The following is a 22138-nucleotide window of genomic DNA, read 5'->3' as shown; positions in this document are numbered from 1 at the left end:
AATTCCTGGATGAGTCCGATCACGACACCCAGAATGGCTCCGGTACCGGGGCGCATCCATGGACTAGCCGGCCAACAGCGCATCGAGAGTGGCGAAACCGAATCCGGCGGACCTTGTCCCCTCAATGATGAGCGGCAAAGCGTCAGCATCCAGGGTGCTGCCGTCGTCAGGATTCGACCCGATATGCATGAGGATTATGCCTCCGGGCTGCAGGCCCCCCAATACCCGTTGGGCGACGGATTCACGGGACATGCCCCCGCTGGTTCCCTTCCATCCGAGAGTGTCCACGCTCCAGCGCACAGGCACATAGCCGAGGCTGTTGACTGTATTGATGGTCCGGGAGTCGTGGTCTCCGAAAGGGAACCGAAAGAACGGCCGGGGGGCACCGCCGGCCGCAACGATGGCCGACTCGGCCCGTCCGATTTCGTCGGCAATCATCAAATCCGTGAGCTGGGTGAAAGCGGGGTGGGTCATTGAATGGTTGCCCAGCCGATGCCCGGCTGCCGCAATCCGGGCCACGCCGTCCGGGTTGGCCGCTGCCCAAGTGCCCGTCAGGAAGAACGTTGCGCTGATTTGCTCCCGGTCGAGCGTGGACAGGATGCTTTGAAGCCCGGCTGCGTTGGCGCCGCCATCGAATGTCAAGGCAATCTTGTTTCCCGCGCCCGGGATCGACGTTAGGTCCTGGCCCAGAAGCGACTCCGGGAAGGGGCGCACAGGTGGCGTGGCAGGTGCGGTATCGGAAGTGCCCGGCACGGATTCAGGGGGAGGAACCAAGGGTGGCTCCGAGGACGGTGGCGCCTCGTGGGAGCTTGCGGCGGAACCCGGTGAGGTGGTCGCGACCGGAGACTCCGACGATGCCCCCTGCGCCGGAGCTTCCGGCGCAGCACCGGGCCGCATGCTGAGCATCAGCGCGAGACCTGCCGCCACCACCAATACGGCGGCCAAGACCACGACGGCGACCATCCGCCGTCGGGCTTTGCCTTGGGACGGCAGGTCCGCCGGGGGACCGTTCCCGGTCACAGGTGGCCGTCCCGTCGGTTTCGACCCGGTGGTTCGACGAAGTCAGGCTCATCCGGGCCTTGGTCCAGCCGGAAGGGCGGGTACTCATCGCGCATGAGGGCTCCATAGGCCAGGACACGATAGACCCATCGGTTGAGACCCATGATGAACGCAAAGAGTGGCTGGGGATACCTACCCGTGAACAGAAGAATTACCAGTGCAATAAGCACGAGAAGGGCAAGCAGCGACAATCCTCCGCCGCGGTCGCCCACCACACCGGCGGGTCCATCATTCGTGCGCCATGCCCACGTCGCTGTGCCAGTGATGGCCCCGACAATGAGCAAATGCGGTATAAGCAGGAACCAGGATTTAATGAGCACCAATCCGCGGGAAAGGCGCGGCGGATAGTCGATGTCCAGGTCGGCAGGATAGTTGGTGCGTCCAAGCGTGAAGGGCGGGTACTGATCCGTGCCCCCGGCGGCGTAGACGTAGAAGGCCACGCGCCAGTTCCATCGCAGGACGCCCACGTTGAAGTGGAAGAGTGACTGCGGGTAATGGCCCGTGAAGAGAATGGCAAACCAGGCGACAACCGTGGTCACCGCGAAAGCAAACCAAAGGAAGAACAACACGAAGAAATGCGGAATCGCAAGGAACCATTTGACCAGCCACATCCAACGTGTCAGGGCAGGATCAAGATGGCCCCCCAAGCGAACCGGATGGCCGATGATGCCCGCCGGTTCCTGCCGTTGTTCGCCAACGAGGGGCGCCTGAAGGACTGCCGGAGCAGTTGCGCCGCCGTGCCTGCCGAGTCCGATTGCGCCGGCCACCAACAGCGGGACTCCGAGGACGAGAGCCAAGGTGCCGGAGAGAAGCAGGCCAGTGGCAGCAGGCTTAATAAGCTCTGATCGAAAGCCCGCCTGGAGGTCGGCCGAAACGCCATCACGTGCGTCGGCATTCATGACAACCACGGTCCAGTTGCCCGCGGATATGTTCCAGGTGAGTTCCTGTTGTCCTGGACCGGAAGCGGAGGCCACCCATAAGGGTTGGCCAGCGGGTAGGGCAGGTGTTGAGGACCCGGGGATGTCCCGATAGACCGGGCGGAAGGGCTGGAACTTCACTTCCTGCAGTTCTGTGTGGTGGACTCCCTTCAGATACGCATCAACATCACCCTGGGGCGCAATGCCGATGAAGACGCTCCCATCAGGATCCGCAGACGTAGCCCGGAGCCTCAGGGTGCCAACGTCGAACGGGAGTCTCTCGGCAGTGCCCTCGCCGATGGCATCCAGTTGAGGCGAGACCAATGCATAGGATGCAACGGTGTAGCGCTCCGTACGGGATGTGAAGTAACCTTCATCGCCCTGGCCTGAGGCCAGCAACGCTGCCGCTGCCCCTCCGGCTGTAAGCGCGAATCCAAAGATTGACAGTGTGATCCCTACGACGAGCATCACGATTGAGGCTGGCTTCGTCATGGCTACAGTTCTTTCCGTTTGAAGAGGAACGCGGCCAACGCGACAGCGGCTATTGCGGCAACAAGCCCGGTGATCGCTGGCCATGCCGGCGACATGTGTGCTTGATTCGCCGCCATCGCGGCAGCAATGGCGGGAACGCCAGCCGGAGAATAGCTCGCCAACGGATCCCACGCTCCGCCCGCCGCCAACAGGGCGTACAGGCCAAGTCCGGCCCCGGCAGCCCCTGCAGTGGCCGGAATCAGAACTGAGAAGAGTTCCATGAAGGCGAGGACAAGGAGTGCGAAAAGGAGCAGCAGGAGCGCCGGAGCCCAGAGCTGGCCAGCGGGTGCGGCGCCAAAGACCAGCTGCGTCATGAACCATGTTGCCAGGGTGCCCACCACAAACGCGATGCTGACAAAGAGCCCGTGGACGGTTGCTTTGGCCATGATGAACGTGCTTCGACGCACGGGCTTGGTGAGTACGAAAGCTGCAGTGCCCTCGCGGACCTCGGTGGAGACCATTCCGCCGTACATAATGATGATCGCGAACAGGATGATCTGGGAGAGGTTCTTGATCCATTGCCCGTACGCGTCGGCAAAAGTTGCCGGCGGCAGCGTGACCGACCCCTTGGTCCCGGCGGTAAGGGATCCCAGGAGTTCAGGAGTGATCCGTGCCAGCGGCGGGCCGATGACAGCAAAGAAGATCACCATGGCCGGAAGCACGCAGATGCGCCAGGTGTGGATTATTTCCTGGGCTTCCTTCCAAGCRAGGACTGGAAAGGTCTTCACGGCTCCGGTTCTCCAATGAGTTCGAGGAAGACGTCTTCCAAGCTGATCTCGGCGCTTTCCAAGCGAACCAATCCCGTGCCTTGTTCGCTGACCATGGTGGGGATCTCGTGTTGGGCAGCAGCCACATCCGACACCCGCGTCAGGATCTCCCCCCGCTGGCCAGGATGTACCGATATGGTCCAGGCCCTGCCCGCAATGGCATGGGCGAGCCTCTCGGCTCCCGTGCTGACCTCCACTGCGATGGTTTGTTGTCCATGGCTGGCCCGGAGCTCATCCATCGAGGATTGTGAGAGGATTCTTCCCTTATTGAGGATGGCCACTGAGTCACAAACGCGCTCTACATCGCTGAGGATATGCGTTGAGAAAAACACGGTGGTCCCACCTCGCAGTCCTCCGATGAAATCCAGGAGGTCCCTTCGGCCCCCGGGATCCAGTGCACTGGTGGGTTCGTCCAGCAAGAGCAGTTTGGGTGAATTGATGAGGGCCTGTGCCACACCCAGGCGTTGACGCATTCCCCGGGAGTACTTCCCGATTGCCTGGTTGTTTCCAGCCAACCCCATGAAGCCCAACAACTCCTGGACCCGTTCGTCCAGGATTCCGCCCTTAAGCCCACACAACCTGCCTGCAAGTTGAAGAGTTTGGGAAGCCGTCATCCAGTCGTAGAACGCCGGAACGTCAGGGAGGTAACCAACCTCGCGACGGACCTCGGGGGCTTCCGCACCAACATCCATGCCCAGTATCTGCAAGCCACCGGATGAAGCACGGGAGAGGCCGGTCATGATGCGGAGCAGGGTGGTCTTTCCTGCACCGTTGGGTCCCAGGAAACCGAAGATCGACCCTGCGGGCACGCTCAAGTTGACGGCGTCGAGCGCTTTTTTGCGCCCGAATGTTTTGCTCAGGCCTGTGCACTCGATCACTCCACCTGGGCTGGCTGTAGCCGGAACCGTTGGCTCATGGGCTGGAAGCCGCATCTTCTGGTCCGGTTGCATCTCAGGGAGCGGTTTCGGGGGAATGGACGACGACGACGGGGCAGTGGGCGTGCGCCACGACTGCGGAACTCACAGAACCCAGAAGGAGGCCACCAAAGCCACCATGTCCACGGCGGCCGACGACGACGAGTGCTGCATGCTTGCTGCCCTCCACCAAGGCAGCCCGTGCCGAGCCTTGGACAAGTCGGGTGCTGAGGTTCTTTGGCAGGTGGGCCCCGAATGCCTCCTCAAGGGCATCCTTTACGTGCTGCTCTGCATCATGGGCGAAGCCATCGATGCCCATCGCCAGGTATCCCTCGTATCCGAGCGGCAGCTCCCAACAGCCCCATGCCTCCAACGGCGCGTTGAGGGCCATCGCAAGATGTTGGCCCTGGCGCAACGCCTCCACTGACGCCTTGGACCCATCGACGCCAACGATGATCTTGCTGGGGTCCAAGCGACCGGCCATCATGCACTCCTCTTGGTTGCACGGGTATTCATCAGCGTTAGCAGCTCCCCGCCCCAATTCCTTGCCCGCTCAGGCTCGCCGGCCAGAAGGGGACCTTCCGTGCCCTTGACATAGAAAGGCATGGGTTGGCTGACGAGTGTTGCACCCGCGTTTCTGAGTTGCCGGGAGATCTTTTTCGCTGCATCGCCATGAATGAACAGCTTGACTCTGGTGTCAAAGGCAGCTGCCAGGACTCCCGAAAGTCCCTGCATGCCAACAGCTGCCAGACCTTCCATGATCTTCGGCGTTGGCCGCCAGCCGTTGATGGGGCTTCCCACCACCAACAGGTCGCCAGCCGAGACATCCCCACGCCGGAACTGCGCGATCGGCACTGTCCTGGCCTTGGCCGTTCCCAAGCCGGAGGCGACAGCCTCCGCGATTTCCTTTGTGTTTCCGAAAGCGGAGTCGTAAACAATAACTGCCTTCACGGTGTTTCCTTGTCGTTTTCGTGGTGGAGCCTGGCGGCCTGGGTCTTCCGCCGGGCGGGATGGGCATCCATGAAGAGAGTTGCCCAGTAGGTGCCGCCGCCCATCACCATGAAGCCCGTTATGCCGAGCACTGGTTCCCCCACCGCGACCCCGGCCAGCAGCAAACCGAGTCCCGCAAGGCCAACAAGGGCTCCGCGGAAGGCATGCTTCCACCGGATTCGTCCAAGATTTTCCAAGCTCATGAGGGCGGCCAGCTTCGGATCCTCTTCTTCGAGGCCCCGAGCGATCTTGTCCAGTTCCAGCTTCTCAAAGTTGGAGAGTTCCATGGTTTTGCCTCCTGCTCTCCTGTCCAGCATGGGCCGCCTGCACGTGGCGAAACAGGGCCAAAAGTCACAGCGGGGCAGGGGACCAAAGACCCTCCTCATGCAGTGGCTGGGCGTGCAGAATCAAGGCATGTATTCAGCACGTGAAGCTTCGTTGAACAGCGCCCACGTCTTGTGGTTTGAAGATTCAGGTATCCAGGACATCCCCTCCGTGGGCGGCAAGAATGCCTCTCTCGGTGAGCTGACGAGGTCCCTGCGGTCCGCGGGCGTGAAGGTACCTGACGGATTTGCCACAACGGCTGACGCATATCGGCAATTCCTTTCCGCGAACGCCCTGGAATCGGTGATCAGCCTCTCCTTGGATGATTACCATTCCGGACGCTCATCGTTGCGACAAGCTGGAAGCGCCATCAGGGAATCATTCCTGTCCGCGGAATTCCCGGCGGACTTCGCCCGCAGCGTGCAGGAGAGCTACAGCATGCTGTGTCAACGCGCTGGCCAGGATCAGCTCGCGGTGGCCGTACGGAGCAGCGCAACGGCAGAGGATCTACCGGATGCGAGCTTTGCAGGCCAGCAGGAAACCTACCTCAACATTTCAGGAGAGCGAGGAGTCCTTCAAGCCTGCAGGCAGTGCTACGCCTCCCTGTTCACGGATCGAGCCATCAGCTATCGGGAGATCAAAGGTTTTGGGCACCTCGATGTGGCGCTGTCCGTTGGTGTGCAGCGCATGGTCCGCTCCGATGTCGGGGCCTCAGGGGTCATGTTTTCCATTGATACAGAGTCCGGTTTTCCACGGAGCGTCCTTATCAGTGCGGCCTGGGGGCTGGGCGAGACGGTCGTTCAAGGAACCATCAACCCTGATAAGTACCAAGTGTTCAAGCCCCTGCTGGGCGATCCGACGCTTGTCCCGGTCATCCAGCGGGAGGTCGGAGCCAAGGAATGGAAGATGGTTTACAGCCAAGGTGGCACTGCCCGGACGCAGATGATGGACACGAGCGATCAGGAACGGCGGTCGCTGGTCCTGACGGATCCGGAGGTACTGAAGTTGGCTCGATGGGCTGTAGCGGTGGAAGAGCACTACGGGCGTCCCATGGATATGGAATGGGCAAAGGACGGGGTCACCGGCGAGCTGTTCATGGTTCAGGCACGCCCGGAAACCGTCCAGGCACAACTGTCTGCATCAACATTCCGAATGCACCACCTGCGGCACCCAGGCAGGATACTGGCAACCGGTGCGGCGGTAGGGGAGTCGATCACCCAAGGCCCTGTGTGCGTCATCCGGGATGCGGGGGACATTGAATCGTTTGTGGAAGGCTCGATTCTGGTCACACAGATGACCGACCCCGATTGGGTTCCTGTCATGAAACGGGCGGCCGGCATTGTTACGGATCACGGTGGCCCCACCAGCCACGCTGCCATGGTCAGCAGGGAGCTCGGTGTCCCCGCAGTCGTTGGAACCGGGAACGCAACGGGACTCCTCAAGCCTGGCGCGCAAGTCACGGTGTCATGCGCTGAAGGTGAGCAAGGCCGGGTATATGAGGGAAAGCTGGAGTTCGACGTCGAAGAAGTGGATGTGGGAACTCTTCCGTCCACCCGGACCGATGTCATGATCAACRTCGCCAGCCCCTCCGCCGCGTTTCGATGGTGGCGGCTGCCGGCAGCTGGCGTGGGCTTGGCCAGAATGGAATTCATCATCAATAACTTGATCCGGGTTCACCCGATGGCCCTGGTTCACCCTGAACGGGTCACCGATGCCGCCGAGGCGAGGTCCATACGTGAGCTGACGGTCAATTATGAGAGTCCTGAGGAATATTTCGTCTCTGTTCTGGCTACGGGAATTGCGAAAATTGCAGCGCCGTTCCATCCCAAGCCTGTGGTAGTTCGGCTTAGTGATTTCAAGAGCAACGAGTACGCCCATCTCATGGGAGGAAAATTCTTCGAGCATCCCGAAGAAAACCCAATGCTGGGCTTCCGTGGTGCAGCCAGGTACTACAGCAAAGAGTACAAGGAGGGTTTCGAACTGGAACTCCGGGCCCTGAAGCGCGTCCGGGAAGTTATTGGCTTTACAAATGTCATCGTTATGGTTCCGTTCTGCCGCACGGTCCATGAAGCGGAAACGGTTTTGGCTGTCATGGCGGCCCACGGACTGGTGCGCGGCAATAACGGGCTGAAGATTTACATGATGTGCGAGGTGCCGTCGAACGTAGTCCTGGCAGAGCAGTTTGCGCGGAGGTTTGACGGCTTCTCCATCGGATCAAACGACCTCACTCAACTGGTTCTGGGCGTGGACCGTGATTCGGAACAGTTGGCCGGCCTCTTTGATGAACGGGATCCTGCCGTGACGACGATGATTTCACAAGTCATCAAGGAGGCCCATGCTGCAGGAATCAAGATCGGATTGTGTGGTCAAGGGCCCAGCAACCACCCCGACTTCGCCGGATTCCTGGTCCGTGAAGGTATTGATTCAATCTCATTGAACCCGGACACTTTCCTCCGCACTTTGCCAATGATATTGTCCGCCGAACAGCGGCCGGCCCAGGCCGGGAGATGAAGGGATCACCCACCGCTGCTGCGGCCAAACCCCCTTATGACGGCGTCATTTTTGATCTGGACGGGGTAGTGACCATTACTGCCACGGTCCATCAAAGGGCTTGGAAAGATGCCTACGATGCGATCATCCATGATGCCCGTTTTCCGGCAGATGCCGATCACCGGGCCTTCACACCGAACGACTACTTCACGTTGTTGGACGGCAAGCCCCGGGAACAAGGTTTGACGGATCTGTTGGCGTCCCGGGGTGTTCGCATCCCGCCGGGACTACCAAGCGACCCCACAGGTGAGTGGACCGCATTCGGGTTGGGTGCGCTGAAGAACAAGGCCTATCAGGCGCGGCTGAGGGACGACGGTGTGCAAACCTATCCCGGAACAGTACAGTTCCTGGCGAATTTGAAGGCAGCAGGAGTTCCAGTGGCGCTCGTGACCTCGAGCCGCAATGCAACTCCAATACTCGCAGCGGCAGGCATGGCAGATACCTTTGCCGTCGTCCTGGACGGCACGACAGCCACGACCCTCGGTCTACCCGGGAAGCCATCGCCAGATGTGTTCCTTGAGGCAGCGCGCCGATTGAAGGTCCTGCCAAAGCGTGCGGTGGTCATCGAAGACTCAGTCGCGGGGGTGCAGTCGGCTCATCGGGGCGGGTTTGGGCTGGTGGTGGGGATCGACCGTCGGGGGACCCGGAACGAACTCGAAGCCGCCGGCGCGAACGTAGTGCTCAACGACGTCAGCGAACTTGATCTTGGGCTTGTCATGGGTGACCCCTGGAAGCTGATTTTTGAAGGAACGGATCCGGACCACGAAGGACATCGTGAGGCACTCACAACACTCGGAAATGGCTACATGGGCGTCCGAGGCGCCGTAACCGAAATCCATAGGACGACGCGATATCCGGGACTGTATCTGGCTGGAGTGTTCAACCGTGTCTCCGTGGGCATTGGCCAAGAGACCGTACTCGAAGAACATATGGTCAACGGTCCTGATTGCCTCCCGATGGATCTGCGGCTGGAGGGTAACGCGTGGTGGTCCCGCGAGGGGCTGCAGATTGTTCATGAACGACTAACACTTCATATGGATAAGGCGGTTCTCAAACGGAGGCTTGTTCTGGAGTCCCCGGACGGACGACGCTTGGAAGTCAGGGAGACGCGATTCGTCTCCACGGCAGACCCCCATCTGCTCGCCATAAAGACCCGCATTAGGCCGCTGGGTTGGAGCGGCTTGATCGGAGTCCGGGTGGGCGTCAACGTCGGCATACGCAACGCAAACATTCCCGAGCCACCTTTGACAGGTCGGAAACATTTAGTGGACCGGACTACATCCGACGGCGGTGGCCGCGGTCCAGGCACTACCTTGATGGTGGAAGCGGAAACCAGCCAAAGCCAGATCCGGCTGGCCGTTGGACTAAGCGTTGAGGTCGCAGGTACCAATGGGACCCCCGGGAGCAAAGGGGCGTTCCACTTTCGGACTTTTGAAACCCATTGTGCCGATGGAGCCGCGGTGACGGTTACGAGGATTGTGGCCGTCGCCACATCACGGGATCGGCCTATTTCATCGGCCGGTACTGCGGCCGCCGCAAGCCTGGAACGCGCCGGCTGTGATTTCGATAAGCTCCTGCGGGCGCACCAGTCTGCGTGGCAGCGGATCGTAAGTCCATTCCTGGTCCATTTGGACGCACCAGCACAGGTACAGCTTGTCTTGAACCTTCACTTGTTCCACGTTCTACAGACATTGACGTTGCATACCACTGAACTTGATGTTGGCGTACCTGCACGGGGGCTGCATGGCGAAGGCTACCGTGGTCACGTCTTTTGGGACGAGTTGTTCGTACTTCCCGTTCTCACCTCCAGGACACCTGCAGTGGCGCGGGCCTTGCTGGACTACCGATGGAGGCGGCTCCCCGCGGCACAGCAGGCTGCGGCTCAACATGGCATGCCCGGTGCCAGGTTTCCATGGCAAAGCGGGAGTGACGGGACGGAAGAAACCCCGCGGTCGCTATATAACGCACGTTCGGGACGTTGGGTGGCGGACCACTCGCACCTGCAAATGCACGTAGGGCTGGCTGTGGCTTTCAACGCGTGGCAGTACTTTGAAGCGACCAATGACGTGGCGTGGCTTTCTCAGAAGGGGGCAGAGCTTGTGGTGGAAGTTGCCCGTTATTTTGCCGCCGTCGCTGAGTACGACCCCGGTGACCATCGCTACCACATACGGGGCGTAGTGGGGCCGGACGAATATCACACATGGTTGCATGGACACGGAAACCCCGGCCTAGATGACAACGCGTATACGAACGTGATGGCTGCGTGGGTATGGGGCTGTGCAGCCGGGATTCCCGAAACTTTCTCGGGCCATGAATTGGCCGACCTCCTGGAACGCCTTGGCATCACCGAACAGGAAGTTATCCGGTGGGGCCGTCTGTCCCGTGCCGTGTTTGTGCCAATCACCGAGGATGGAATCATCAGCCAATTTGCCGGTTATGACCAATTGCAAGAACTGGACTGGGACAAGTACCGCCAACAGTACGAGAACATTGAGCGGCTGGACCTCATCCTCGAGGCAGAGGGCGATGACGTCAATAGGTACAAGCTGGCCAAACAGGCAGACGTCCTTATGCTGCCCTACCTCTTGGGACGCCAGGGGCTTATTTCGTTTCTGAGACGCCTTGGATACGACTTGCAGCAGGAACAGTTGGATCGAACGATCGAGTACTACTTGGCCCGAACGGCCCACGGATCCACATTGAGCAGGGTCGCGCACGCTTCAGTATTGGCAGCCTTGGACCCGGAGCGGGCATGGGACAGCTTTCGGGAAGCCCTTGACGCCGACCTTGATGACACCCAGCACGGCACCACAAAGGCGGGAATACACCTTGGAGCGATGGCGGGCACAATAGACGTCGTCCAAAGAAGCTTCGCGGGGCTACGGCTGGACCGGAGGGGGTTGTCGTTCACACCGAACATGCCCCACGGCCTTCGATCGGTTTCCTTCCACGTGACTTATCGGGGACACCTGATGGACATCCAGCTGAAAGATGGACGCATCCGAATATCCTCGGCCGCCGGCGACGCCCCGCCCGTCCGGGTCACAGTCCATGACCAGACCGTAATGCTCGCCTGTGGGCATAGTCGAAGCTTCCGGCTGGAATCGACGAGCCGCAGCGAACAGCCTTAAAGGCTTGGGCATCCTGGCGAGCTGCGGCGATGGCCGTTACCCATCAGCTGATTTTCAACACGGCGGCTCCGGTAATCCGGTCATTGGCCAAATCGTCCAAGGCCTGGTCTGCACGCGAGAAGTCGTATGAGGTTGTGGTCGGCTTTAACGCCATGTCCGCGGCAAGGGCCAGGAGTTCCACCCCGTCCGCGCGTGTGTTGGCGGTTACGCTTCGGAGTTGGCGCTCGTAGAAGAGGTCATCGGAGTAGTTGAGTGAGGGAATGTCGGTGAGGTGTATGCCGGCGATTGCCAGGGTCCCTCCTCGGTTCAACGACCTCAATGCGGTGGGCACCAGCTCTCCTACTGGTGCAAAGAGAATGGCTGAATCGAGCTTGACCGGAGGCTCGTCTGAGGCGCCGCCCACGTACGCGGCGCCTAAGGACCGGGCGAGCGCCTGTGCTTCTGTTGAACGTGTCATGACGTAGATGGAGGCGCCCTGATGCATCGCAATCTGCGCCGTGAGGTGGGCGGAACCCCCAAAGCCGTAGATGCCCAGGCGCCCTCCTGGCGGCAGGGCAGCTCGCTTCAACGCGCGGTAACCGATAATTCCCGAGCACAGAAGCGGGGCGGCCTGTTCATCGGTGAAGCCGGACGGAATAGCATAGACAAAGTCCTCGTGGGCCGTCATCATCTCCGCGAACCCGCCGTCACGGTCCCATCCAGTAAACGTTGGCGCCACGCAGAGGTTCTCGTTGCCGCGGAGGCAGAAGGTACACGTTCCACAGGTGCCGCCGAGCCATGGAACACCAACCCGGTCTCCGGGCGCGAACCTGCTTTCAGTGGACCCGGTTTCGAGGACTGTTCCGACGGCTTCGTGGCCCGGCACTACATTGGCATTGCGGGGCGGTAAATCACCTTCAGCCAGGTGAAGGTCCGTTCGGCACACACCGCAAACACTTATACGGATCAGCAATTCCCCGGCCTGTGGTTGGGGGTCTTTCCGTTTCCCCTGCACCAGGGGACGGTTTGCTATCGGTCCTGGATCTGCTACCCACCATGCATGCATTGCCAGCTTCCTTTCGTAGTCCTACGCCTGGAGGTTTGCATGCTTTCAGCGCCGTAAACCAGAGCCGAAGGTCATGGTCCTTCGCCATGTGGCCTGGGAGGAGGACTCCTCCGGAGTCGACCGGCAATCTCGACGGCGGTGCTGGACGCCACCGCGACTACGAAAGTCGCCAGGAAGAGGTCTCCTGGGGGCCATTCAAGTCGGAAGAACCCACTCAAGGGCGGGAAGGTGAATACGATGACAGTGCCCAGATACATTGCGGCTATAACGGCCGCCTTCCGTAGGTTGAGGGGTCGCGCGATGACCGCCAGGATCCAGGATCCTATGAGCGCCAAGGCCATCGATGAGGCGGATCGCGCCTGGTCCACGCTGAAATGGCCCGTAGCTTGGACGTAGAAATTGAGCGCGGTGATCCCGACGGCGATGGCCACGCCTGCCGGTATTGAGAAGGCTAATGACCGCCGCAGGAATCCGCGCGTATAGTCGTGCCTATTGGGCAGGAGTGCCAGGAAAAAGGCAGGCAGCCCGATGGTGAGGCCATCGATGGCAGACAGCTGGCGTGGAAGGAATGGGAAAGGGAGCAGGAGTGCTCCGCATAGTAGCGAGATCACAAGTGCGTAGGCTGTCTTGCTGAGAAACAGCATGGAGACACGCTCCATATTGTTGATCACTCTCCGCCCCTCGGCCACGACGGCAGGAAGCCGGCTGAATCTGCCATCAAGCAGGACGATGCGTGCCACGGCTTTGGTTGCGGGAGCAGCGGAGTCCATGGCTATGCCGAGATCGGCCACCTTGAGCGCCAATGTGTCATTGACTCCATCTCCGGTCATGGCAACCGTGTGACCGCGACGTTGCAGTGCAAGCACCAGCTCCCTCTTTTGTTCCGGTGAGACGCGTCCGAACACTGAATGCGCGTCCACCAGATCCTGCAAGGCTGCCGGGTCCCCAGTCAATTTACTGGCGTCGATAGCATCCGGGTTTTCCAGACCCAACTTCCGGGCCAGAAGACCAACGGTTCTGGGGTCATCTCCGGAAAGAATTTTTATGGTGACGTCTTGCTCCCGGAAGTAGGCCAAAGTGCGCGGCGCATCCCACCGGATACTTTCCCGCAGTGTCAGCACCAGGACAGGCTCGCAGTCACCGGGCAAGGCACTTTCAGTCGCTTCGGTACATTGGCTCGAGCGGGACATTCCCATGGTGCGAACCCCCGACAAGACCAACTCCCCGGCCCGTTGCCGCGCGAGCCTGCAGTCAGGCGATTCGCCGGCAAATACAACTTCCGGTGCGCCGAGAATCCAGGTACTGGAATCGCCTTGGAGATTGGGCAGGGTCACCGAGCTCCATTTGCGCGTAGAGTCGAACGGCACTGAAGAGAGAGGGGTCAGTTGCACTTTGAGGGGAAAGGCGTCTCCGATGGACAGGGATGTGGCGTTGGCAGGCTGGTTGGCCCCGAACCAAGCCAAAGCCTGTCGCCAGCCGTCCTGGACTTCACCTCGAAGCTGGTGAACGGCGTCGAAGGCCATTCGTCCGTCTGTTAGCGTTCCTGTCTTGTCCAAGCACAGGACGTCGACCCGGGCCAACACTTCTACAGCTGCAAGCTCCTGGACCAGGACCTTCTGGCCCGCGAGGCGGACGGCGCCTACGGCGAAAGCCACGCTGGTCATGAGTACCAGTCCCAGGGGAATCATGGCGATTGTACTTGCCACAGTCGAAACAGCGCTCTGTGCCCAAGCTCCAGAGGCCAGTGCGGCCTCCCATCCCCCTTGTTGGAGCAGCTGTGAATTCAACACCAGCAACGTCACCGGCAGGACAACCCAGGCGAGAACCCGCAGCACCCGATTGATACCTGTGCGTATTTCTGAACTGACGAGCGAAAACCGCTTGGCGTCGGCGGCCAGCCGGTTGGCAAAGGTCTCATGGCCAACCCTGAATACCCGGGTATGGCAGGAGCCGGTGAAGACCAGGGACCCGGCCAACAGCACATCCCCCCGGTGTTTGGTGACAGGTGCCGATTCACCTGTCAGTAGTGACTCGTCGACTTCAAGCGAACCCGGTCCAACAATATGGGCGTCTGCTGGGACTTGATCACCTGCACTAAGCAGAAGTAAGTCATCCAGCACCACGTCATGTGCGGGGATTTCCTGAACATTTCCCTCCCGCACCACTCTGGCCATTGCTCCGTGGACGATGGTTAAGCGGTCGAGGGATCGTTTGGCGCGGTATTCCTGAACCACGCCAATGAGGGCGTTTCCTATGGCTGCCAGCCCGAAGAGCGCGTCCCTCCACTGCCCAAGGAACAGCAGCAAACTGAAACCCGCCACTACGATGCCATTGAACAGCGTGAGTACATTGGCACGGACTATGGCCAACAGGCTACGGCTGGGAGGTGTCGACAAATCGTTCACGAGACCGTCCCGGACCCGCTGGGAGACTTCCTCTTCGGAAAGGCCCGCCATCGGGATGTTGGGTGTGATCATCGTCGCCGACCTTTACCGCCTGTGCTAACGGCTCTCATGGAAGTATGTTTCGCCATGCTGGTATCACCTTTGTCATCGTCCCAGTCTCCTGACGGCAGGTGTAGGGTCGAAGGTCATGTCTCCCAAGACGTGTTCGGGCCCTTGACCCCTGATCTGTACCCGTATGCCGACGACTCACCTAGACTCGGGAGAGGCAGGCCATTAGTGGCGCAGGGAGGTAAAGGCCTATGGGCGCGGATCACCCTTGGCGCTCCCCACTGAAGGGGCGCGTTGAAACACTCCTCCGTGAGTTCGTGCAGCGTGCGGATGAGATGATCCATGCACAGGAACAAATGAACGGGTTGCTCTCAGCGGTAATTTCCATTGCCGAGGACCTCAGCCTGGAAGTTGTCCTGGACCGCGTCGTCCGGTCGGCCTGCGAGTTGGTGGACGCCAAATACGGAGCTCTTGGCGTCATTGGAGAGGATAAGCAGCTAAGCCACTTCATTACGGTCGGCATGGATGGGGACGCCATTGGATCCATCGGCGATCTTCCCACCGGGCATGGTGTCCTGGGACACCTGATCCGCGAACCCGAACCACTCCGTCTTCACGACCTCACCGCTCACCCAATGGCTGTGGGCTTCCCGGCAAGCCATCCTCCCATGAAGTCGTTTCTCGGAGTACCAATCCGTGTCCGCGATATTGTTTTTGGCAACCTGTACCTCACCGAGAAGAGGGACGGGAAGGACTTCAGCCAAGATGATCAGGAGCTTGCCATCGCACTGGCGGCAGCAGCCGGCGTCGCCATCCAAAACGCCCGCCTGTTCGACGAAAGCAATCGCCGGCAGCGATGGTTGGAAGCGGGCATGGAGCTTGGCAGCCGCCTCATTGCAAGCAAGCCCGACGACGACTCCGGCAACCTGGATCTTGTCGCGGAGGCGGCCGTCCGTGCTTCCGACTCAATCCTGGGTGTCGTTGCCATACCAACGCCCGGAGGAGAGGTCCGTTGTAGATCGGCGGTCGGAGTGCAGGGCTTGAACACGGGCCAGCAATTGCCGGGCTCCGAGGTAGTAGCATCAGTGCTTGCCACTGGCGACTCCCGCCTCGTGCAGGATGCTTCACAAGTTCTCGGTCCCGAGGTGTCGGAGAAGCTGGGCACTGTGTTGGTAGCGGCCCTGGGCCACAGGGGGAGGGGAAACGGAGTTCTGCTGATGGCCCGGGCCGTTGGCGGCGCGGCCTATACCCGTTCTGATCTGGAATCCAGTGCATTGTTTGGCAGCAGGATCGGCCTTGCACTGGATCTCGCGGAAGTAAGCGCCCTTCGTGAGCAGGCCTTGTTGCTCTCGGACAGGGAGCGCATAGCCCGCGACCTTCATGACCTCGTCATTCAGCGTATATTTGCAGCCGGCTTGGGAATGCAGAACTTGAAGCGATTCCTGGTGGACCCCGCAGCCGTTGAGCGGATGATGCATGTCACGTCGGAATTGGATGACACCATCCGCACTCTCAGAAAGACAATCGAAGACCTCCGTTCCGAAGAATCCCCGCCCACGCAATAAGCATCTCCGTGACTTTGGACCCTGTCCGAGGACGCCCTGCAGCGCCATTGTGGAGGGATCGAACGTTTCATTCGGCAGGAGAACAGTCATGGACAAAGCCGGCTCAACAGGAGAAATCATCGTCGGAGTTGACGGCTCCGATGCGTCCATAGCTGCACTCCAAGAAGCCCAACTGTTGGCGACGCCGTTGGGCGTTGACGTGGTTGCCACGGCTTTCTGGGACTATCCCCCCGTCTACGAGGGCTATGTGGTGATGGGCATTACCGGTTTTGAGGAAGCCGCCGGGCGAATCCTGAAGCAGTCCGTGGAAATGGCCTTCGGCCCGACCCAGCCCGACAACGTCCATTCGCGGCTTGTTCAGGGTCATCCCAGACAAGGACTGATCGAAGCTAGCCGGAAGGCAGACATGATCGTTGTGGGGCGACGTGGACACGGTGGTTTTGGAGGGTTGCTGCTGGGATCAGTCACCTCAGCGTGCGTAGCTCATGCCCACTGCCCGGTTCTCGTGGTCCACGTACCTGAGGACCACTCGAACGAAGCCACTGAAGGGCGACCATGATGGACATCTTGGTGGTCTACGAAACAATGTACGGAACTACCCGCAGGGTAGCTGAAGCAATTGCCAGCGGCTTTGATGGCGAGCCCGGGGCCAGAGCGGTCTCCGTTTCCGATGTAGTCGCCGATGACCTGGGTAATTGTGCCTTGCTGATCGTCGGTGGACCTACCCATGCTCACGGAATGAGCAGACCCGCAACACGACACTCCGCAGCAAACGTCGCTGCCGCGACCGGTTCCCTTGGCCACGATATCGATGCGAACGTCGGCATACGTGAGTGGCTGGCCCAGCTCCGACCTGCCATCCCGGGCCAAAAAGCCGCAGCATTCGACACCCGCAACCACGGTCCGGCATTCCTCACCGGCAGAGCATCCAAACACATCACCTCCGGGTTACGAAAAGCCGGCTTCGAGCTCATTGCAGAACCGGAGAGCTTCGAAGTCAGCCAGGAACCTTCGATAAGCGAAGACGAGCTCCACCGCGCCGCAAAGTGGGGCCAAGCTCTGGCCAGGTTAATTGACGCCGGAAGATAGGGAGTTTGAGATGACCTTGCCCAGCATGACCGGCTGGACAGGCTGGAATGTGTTCCTGGCTTGACGGTTACCAAAGGGCAGTCCAAGGCTTGGAAAGAAGGAACAATGAAAGAGAGCGAGCGGATCGTCGTCGGATTTGACGGGTCTCCCGAGGCCGTTACGGCAGTTCAGTGGGCGACCCGGCAAGCCGAGCTGAGAAGCTGCGCGCTGCAATTAGTGCATTGTTCCCTTTGGCCGGCCATAACACACAACATGGAACCCGTGCCGGGTGTAGCTGACAGCGGCCTGCGACACGCCGCTGAATCAATAGTTGCCGAGGGGGTCGCGTGCGCCCGTCAGGCTTCTGAGTCGGTGGAAATCACGAAGAGCCTGGTGTACGGCTGGCCGGCCGAGAACCTTCGCAAGTTGGCGGGAGGCGCCTCCATGCTGGTTGTGGGAAGTCGGGGGATAGGAGGCTTTATGGGCCTGCTCGTGGGATCCGTGAGCCTGGAGTTGGCCGCCACTGCAGCGTGTCCCGTGGCTGTTGTTCGGTCCACCGACCACCCGGATGGACCCGTCGTCGTTGGCATAGATCGGGAAGGCTGGGAGGCTTCGCTTCACTATGCCGCTTCTCATGCTTCCTATGCGGGCACATCGCTTCGGATTGTGCATGTCCGAAAGAGACACGAAGCCCACGCTGAAGCAAGTGACGTTGGTCCCCTGGAAATATTGCATTCGGCAGTACGTACCGTGCGCAACACCTCGCCCGAACTCGAGCTTGAAGACCTCCTGCTCACGGGGACCTCCGTTGCCGGAACGCTCCTTAGTGCAGCGAAAGATGCCCAGTTAATCGTTGTGGGAACTATGGGGCAGGGTCTTGTCCGCGGCAGTATTGGCTCAACGGCGCATGCCGTTCTCCATCATGCTTCCTGTCCTGTCGTGGTGGTAAGGCCCCCACTGGAAGCGAGGGAGCAGTAATGAGCAGCAGGCCCGGGGAGCCATTGGGTTCCAGGACCTGCTGCTCGCTACTTACTCGGAATGCTTGACTGGCTGGATCCTGGTGATGATTGTTGGGCACGGCAGTTTGGTGAGGACTGCGTGGGCCGTAGATCCCATCAGTAGACGTTTGAAGCCGCCACGGCCCCTGCTGCCGACGACCAACAGGCGGGCTGTTGCGGCGGCATTTACCAGCGCCTCGCCAGGACGCATGTGGGTCTCCAAGTTCTGGTGCACAACAAGATCCGGATATTTATCCGCCAAGCCCGCGACCGTTTCCGCAAGAACCACCCGTTCCTCCTCGGTCACGAGTTCAAAGAAATTGCCGTGGGGCACTCCCCGATCCACCCATGGATCCGGTGTCCGGAAAGCGTGCAGCACGGTTAGCTCCTGCCCTTCACGGTCTGCCTCTGCGGCAGCGAATGCCACGGCCTGAGTGGATTCTTCGGAACCATCAACTCCGACCAGAACGCCGTGTCGACTGGTCATATCATGTTCACCGATCACCGCTACGGGGCACTTCGCCACGGCAGCAACCTGTAGCGCACGATCCGCGAGCGATCCGCCGGCCCAACTGTGGCCGGAACCAATAACCACCATCGATGCGGTTTTTGACCGCTTGCGCAGGGCGTACCCGGCTCCTCCCGAGACGAGATCCGTGCTGATTTTGACCGTTGGCTCGACTTTTTCGGCCCGGTCTTTGGCAGTAACAAGGAATTTTTCACCGGACTCCCGGATCCACTCGTTATAGCCGATGGCATCGTAGGCCCAACGATCATCCACAGCGTGTACCAGGAGCACAGGCAATTTAAGGGCAGCGGCCCTTTGCACGGCCCATCGGGTCGCAGCCTCACTACTGGGCGAATCGCTGACACCGACGACAATTGCTTCCTTCATGACTGCTCCAGTTCTTGTTCGATGATTCCCCGGAAAATCCTTTGCCGGGTCTTGTCAGTCCAGCTTCTGCCGGCTCTTTTCAAAGGGTTAGGGTCGGAAGTCCCGCGGAACGCGGCCGCGGCAGACTGGTGTGCCTTTTGCTAATCGGGGGCATTCACCATGATGGTTTCCAGGTACTCGGGAACTCGTGCTTTCCAGCCCAGTTCACGTTTGATGCGCAGACGGAGTGCATCGGAGGCCTCAGGCTCTCCATGCGTGATGTAGGTCATTCGTGGCGTCCGCGGTGCTGAACGCATCCAACGGATAATTCCGTCGGCGTCGGCGTGGGCGCTGAAACCTTCCAATTGAACAACCTCCGCGCGGATCAGTACATCCTGTCCATAAACCCTGAGTTGCCGGGACCCCGCGGCAAGGGCGGCTCCGCGGGTACCTCCTGCCTGGTAACCGCTGAGAACCACAGCATTATGTGGATCGCGGCCATAGGCGGCCAGATGATGAAGTATCCGCCCTCCCGTGAGCATTCCGCTGGCCGAGATGATGATCATTGGCCCGCCACGGAGATTGAGGAGTTTCGAGTCATCGACGCTCCTGGTCATAATGGCGAGCTCGTACATGCTCTTGAATTCCTCCGGACCCAGGCGATGTTCCTGCGGATGTTGCTGGTAAATATAGGACGCGTCAATGGCCATGGGACTGTTCAAATACACCGGTATGTCCGGAATCAGCCCTTTCCGGCGGAGACGCGCAAGCTGGAGCATCAGCGTCTCGGCACGCCCCACGGCAAACGCCGCAATCAAGACGACACCGCCGCGCTTTGCTACACGGTTAACAACTTCGGCCAGTTCAATGTCAGAACCCGCCGCCGGGTGGGTCCGGTTCCCGTAGGTAGACTCTGTCACCAGGACATCAGTGGATTCAAGATCCCGGGGCGGGTACATGAATGGATCATCGGTCCTGCCCAGGTCACCTGTGAAATGGACGGAATGCTCTCCGAGTCGTACATGGATCTGGGCAGCACCAAGGATGTGCCCGGCGGGAACGAATGTCGCATCAAAGGCGTGACCCAGCTCGACGGGTGCGTCAAAGTCCACAGGGCGGACGCTATTTAGCGATCTCACCGCATCGGCGGCCGTGTAGATGGGCAAGGCGGGCACATGGATGGAAGAGCCAGTATGTTCGGCATACCGGGCCTCTTCCTCTTGCAGGTGGCCGGAGTCCGGCAGCAAGAGTTTGCACAGTTGATTGGTGCCGTGAGTGGTGTATACGGGGCCGCGGTAACCGTCCCGGACGAGAGCCGGGACGTACCCACTGTGATCCAAGTGGGCGTGTGTCAAGAGCACGGCATCTATGGAGCCCGGGGAAACTGGAAATGGCCTCCGGTTGCGCTCGCGGAGACGTTTATAGCCTTGGAACAGGCCGCAGTCCACGAGGACGCGCGTCCCGTTGAACTCCAGAAGGTAGCGGGACCCTGTGACAGTATCGGTTGCTCCAAGGAAGCGGAGTGAAGCGACGTTCCTGGTTTGCATTATGCCCTAACCACTCAAGTCGACGGCGCCTGCCCTGGGAATTGGCCGCAGAGCAGACCTTGGCGGCATCTGGCGCCGTAAGGTAGTCCGGCGCCAGATGCAGGTTTGGTACCTAAGGGGCCGGCACCGCGTGGTGGTGCCGGTACTCTTCCGTACTGGGCTTGATCGCCAACGCGGTGACGATCAAAGCGGCAGCACCCGGAATCCATGCGCTCCACGCAGCGCCAGTCGCTGATGTGAAGCCACCCACCCAAGGGGCCAACAAGAGAGCCACTGCGATGATCGCTTGTGCCCATTCGGCGGCCGGCATTCCCGGCAACGCCAGATTGACGACTCCGGCTATGACAAGCAACGCGCCTAAGGTGACCATGATGGCCGTGGATGATCCTGTCTGTGTGGTCCAGAGGACTGACAGGGCCGCGTAGGCGCCCGCCGCGACTACTGTCCAATCCTGCCATCGTGTCCATTTCTTCATCGGAATTTTGCTCCTTTATTGTCTGGAGACACCCGCGGGGCCTGATGCTGGGCGGTTACATCTCCCGTTCTCCCAGCGTCCGTTTAATCTCCTCGTCCCAATAGGGCCTAAAGTCACGCGCGGGGATGGGTCCTTGTGCCCTTGTGGCGCAGACATGCAGTCGGCAAGAATTTGGCATCGATGAAATGTCGGCAAGCGCGGTTGCCGCTTCCGCCGGAGAGGGAATGTCATGAATCACCAGGATGTCCCAGGCCTTGCCAGGGTGGGTTCGCCAGAAAGTCCTGTTCGCGTGTTCATTCTTGATGACCACGAATTGGTTCGCCGCGGGTTGCAGGAGCTTTTGGAAAGCGAAGGGTTTCAGGTGGTGGGCATGTCGGGATCTGCTGAGGAAGCGACGCGCCGTATCCCGGCATTGCGCCCCGACGTCTCAGTCCTGGATGCACGGCTGCCTGACGGTACGGGCATCGAAGTCTGCCGCGACGTTAGATCCATTGATCCTCGCCTGAATTGCCTGATTCTGACCAGCTATGACGATGAAATGGCTCTGCGAGGTGCAGTCCTGGCAGGAGCCGCGGGATACATCCTCAAGGAAATCGGCGGTTCAGACCTACTGGGTGCGCTGCGCAGGGCGGCGCGCGGCGAGTCGCTCTTCGATGATTCCGTGAAGGCGCGGATTATCCAAGGACTCACTGAACCGAAGAGGCTCGATCCGCGCGTAGCCGCCCTGACTCCCCAGGAGCGGCGCGTGCTGGAATACGTCGGCCAGGGGATGACCAATCGCCAGATTGGCGAGGAGATGCTGTTGGCGGAAAAGACGGTGAAGAACTATGTCTCGTCCCTCTTGGCGAAACTTGGGTTCGAGCGACGGACCCAAGCCGCAGTTTTCATGGCCCACGTACCCGAGGAGGACGCTGGCTCCGTTCGCTGACG

At 60.2% G+C, this 22138-nt stretch carries 19 protein-coding genes; 7 read left to right on the top strand and 12 right to left on the bottom strand.

Annotation, left to right across the window (positions count from 1 at the left end):
• Nucleotides 1-63: 63 nt before the first annotated feature.
• From AB4Y87_RS17195 to AB4Y87_RS17165, 7 genes are read right to left on the bottom strand one after another with little or no spacing between them, the layout of a single operon-like run.
• On the bottom strand, nt 64-1020 hold the full coding sequence (locus AB4Y87_RS17195; protein ID WP_442005521.1) for a polysaccharide deacetylase family protein: 957 nt from the start codon (nt 1018-1020) through the stop codon (nt 64-66).
• Nucleotides 1017-2468 carry a DUF4389 domain-containing protein gene (locus tag AB4Y87_RS17190; RefSeq protein WP_442005520.1) on the bottom strand — a complete coding sequence of 484 codons (1452 nt, stop codon included), beginning with the start codon at nt 2466-2468 and terminating at the stop codon, nt 1017-1019. Before AB4Y87_RS17190 ends, AB4Y87_RS17195 begins: the two co-directional genes overlap by 4 nt.
• A 2-nt stretch (nt 2469-2470) precedes the next feature.
• Nucleotides 2471-3235, bottom strand: a complete 765-nt coding sequence (locus tag AB4Y87_RS17185; RefSeq protein WP_442005519.1) for an ABC transporter permease — start codon at nt 3233-3235, stop codon at nt 2471-2473.
• Nucleotides 3232-4224 carry an ATP-binding cassette domain-containing protein gene (locus AB4Y87_RS17180; RefSeq protein WP_442005518.1) on the bottom strand — a complete coding sequence of 331 codons (993 nt, stop codon included), beginning with the start codon at nt 4222-4224 and terminating at the stop codon, nt 3232-3234. The genes AB4Y87_RS17185 and AB4Y87_RS17180 overlap by 4 nt, the downstream gene beginning before the upstream one ends.
• 1 nt (nt 4225) lies before the next feature.
• On the bottom strand, nt 4226-4672 hold the full coding sequence (locus AB4Y87_RS17175) for a universal stress protein (protein WP_442005552.1): 447 nt from the start codon (nt 4670-4672) through the stop codon (nt 4226-4228).
• On the bottom strand, nt 4672-5139 hold the full coding sequence (locus tag AB4Y87_RS17170; protein ID WP_442005517.1) for a flavodoxin family protein: 468 nt from the start codon (nt 5137-5139) through the stop codon (nt 4672-4674). Before AB4Y87_RS17170 ends, AB4Y87_RS17175 begins: the two co-directional genes overlap by 1 nt.
• Nucleotides 5136-5465 (bottom strand): DUF3040 domain-containing protein, encoded by a 330-nt coding sequence (locus AB4Y87_RS17165; RefSeq protein WP_442005516.1) that lies wholly within the window; start codon nt 5463-5465, stop codon nt 5136-5138. The genes AB4Y87_RS17170 and AB4Y87_RS17165 overlap by 4 nt, the downstream gene beginning before the upstream one ends.
• A 127-nt stretch (nt 5466-5592) precedes the next feature.
• Between AB4Y87_RS17165 and ppsA the strand changes: the two genes are divergently transcribed.
• Both ppsA and AB4Y87_RS17155 read left to right on the top strand, forming a co-directional pair.
• A complete protein-coding gene (gene ppsA, locus AB4Y87_RS17160; protein WP_442005551.1) occupies nt 5593-8013 on the top strand; it encodes a phosphoenolpyruvate synthase in 2421 nt (806 codons plus the stop codon).
• The gene (locus tag AB4Y87_RS17155; protein WP_442005515.1) at nt 8010-11183 is read left to right on the top strand and encodes an HAD-IA family hydrolase; all 3174 of its coding nucleotides are present in this window, start codon (nt 8010-8012) and stop codon (nt 11181-11183) included. The genes ppsA and AB4Y87_RS17155 overlap by 4 nt, the downstream gene beginning before the upstream one ends.
• A gap of 43 nt (nt 11184-11226) precedes the next feature.
• On the opposite strand, the gene AB4Y87_RS17150 is transcribed toward AB4Y87_RS17155, so the two are convergent.
• Together AB4Y87_RS17150 and AB4Y87_RS17145 are read right to left on the bottom strand one after the other, a co-directional pair.
• Entirely contained in the window at nt 11227-12228 is a 1002-nt protein-coding gene (locus AB4Y87_RS17150) for a zinc-dependent alcohol dehydrogenase family protein (protein WP_442005514.1), read from the bottom strand.
• Nucleotides 12229-12299: 71 nt separating this feature from the next.
• A complete protein-coding gene (locus AB4Y87_RS17145; protein ID WP_442005513.1) occupies nt 12300-14705 on the bottom strand; it encodes an HAD-IC family P-type ATPase in 2406 nt (801 codons plus the stop codon).
• Between the two features lie 227 nt (nt 14706-14932).
• Between AB4Y87_RS17145 and AB4Y87_RS17140 the strand changes: the two genes are divergently transcribed.
• The 4 genes from AB4Y87_RS17140 (at nt 14933) to AB4Y87_RS17125 (ending at nt 18292) form a co-directional block, all read left to right on the top strand.
• The gene (locus AB4Y87_RS17140) at nt 14933-16246 is read left to right on the top strand and encodes a GAF domain-containing protein (protein WP_442005512.1); all 1314 of its coding nucleotides are present in this window, start codon (nt 14933-14935) and stop codon (nt 16244-16246) included.
• 88 nt (nt 16247-16334) lie between these two features.
• Nucleotides 16335-16805, top strand: a complete 471-nt coding sequence (locus AB4Y87_RS17135; protein WP_442005511.1) for a universal stress protein — start codon at nt 16335-16337, stop codon at nt 16803-16805.
• On the top strand, nt 16802-17335 hold the full coding sequence (locus tag AB4Y87_RS17130; protein WP_442005510.1) for a flavodoxin family protein: 534 nt from the start codon (nt 16802-16804) through the stop codon (nt 17333-17335). Before AB4Y87_RS17135 ends, AB4Y87_RS17130 begins: the two co-directional genes overlap by 4 nt.
• Nucleotides 17336-17440: 105 nt before the next feature.
• Nucleotides 17441-18292 (top strand): universal stress protein, encoded by an 852-nt coding sequence (locus AB4Y87_RS17125; protein WP_442005509.1) that lies wholly within the window; start codon nt 17441-17443, stop codon nt 18290-18292.
• Nucleotides 18293-18343: 51 nt separating this feature from the next.
• On the opposite strand, the gene AB4Y87_RS17120 is transcribed toward AB4Y87_RS17125, so the two are convergent.
• The 3 genes from AB4Y87_RS17120 to AB4Y87_RS17110 all read right to left on the bottom strand — a co-directional run bounded on the left by AB4Y87_RS17120 (nt 18344) and on the right by AB4Y87_RS17110 (nt 21208).
• Nucleotides 18344-19207, bottom strand: coding sequence for a universal stress protein (locus tag AB4Y87_RS17120; protein ID WP_442005508.1), 864 nt, complete (start codon nt 19205-19207; stop codon nt 18344-18346).
• Nucleotides 19208-19347: 140 nt separating this feature from the next.
• Nucleotides 19348-20733 (bottom strand): MBL fold metallo-hydrolase RNA specificity domain-containing protein, encoded by a 1386-nt coding sequence (locus AB4Y87_RS17115; RefSeq protein ID WP_442005507.1) that lies wholly within the window; start codon nt 20731-20733, stop codon nt 19348-19350.
• Nucleotides 20734-20845: 112 nt separating this feature from the next.
• Entirely contained in the window at nt 20846-21208 is a 363-nt protein-coding gene (locus AB4Y87_RS17110) for an SPW repeat domain-containing protein (protein ID WP_442005506.1), read from the bottom strand.
• A gap of 229 nt (nt 21209-21437) precedes the next feature.
• On the opposite strand from AB4Y87_RS17110, the gene AB4Y87_RS17105 reads away from it, so the two are divergent.
• Complete coding sequence (locus AB4Y87_RS17105) at nt 21438-22136, top strand: response regulator (protein WP_442005505.1); 699 nt, start codon at nt 21438-21440, stop codon at nt 22134-22136.
• Nucleotides 22137-22138: the final 2 nt, after the last annotated feature.

It is taken from the genome of Paenarthrobacter sp. RAF54_2 (assembly GCF_052113945.1).
Lineage (GTDB): Bacteria > Actinomycetota > Actinomycetes > Actinomycetales > Micrococcaceae > Arthrobacter.
Note: the sequence above shows the minus strand (reverse complement) of the source record. Positions and strands in the feature narration are given on the sequence as shown.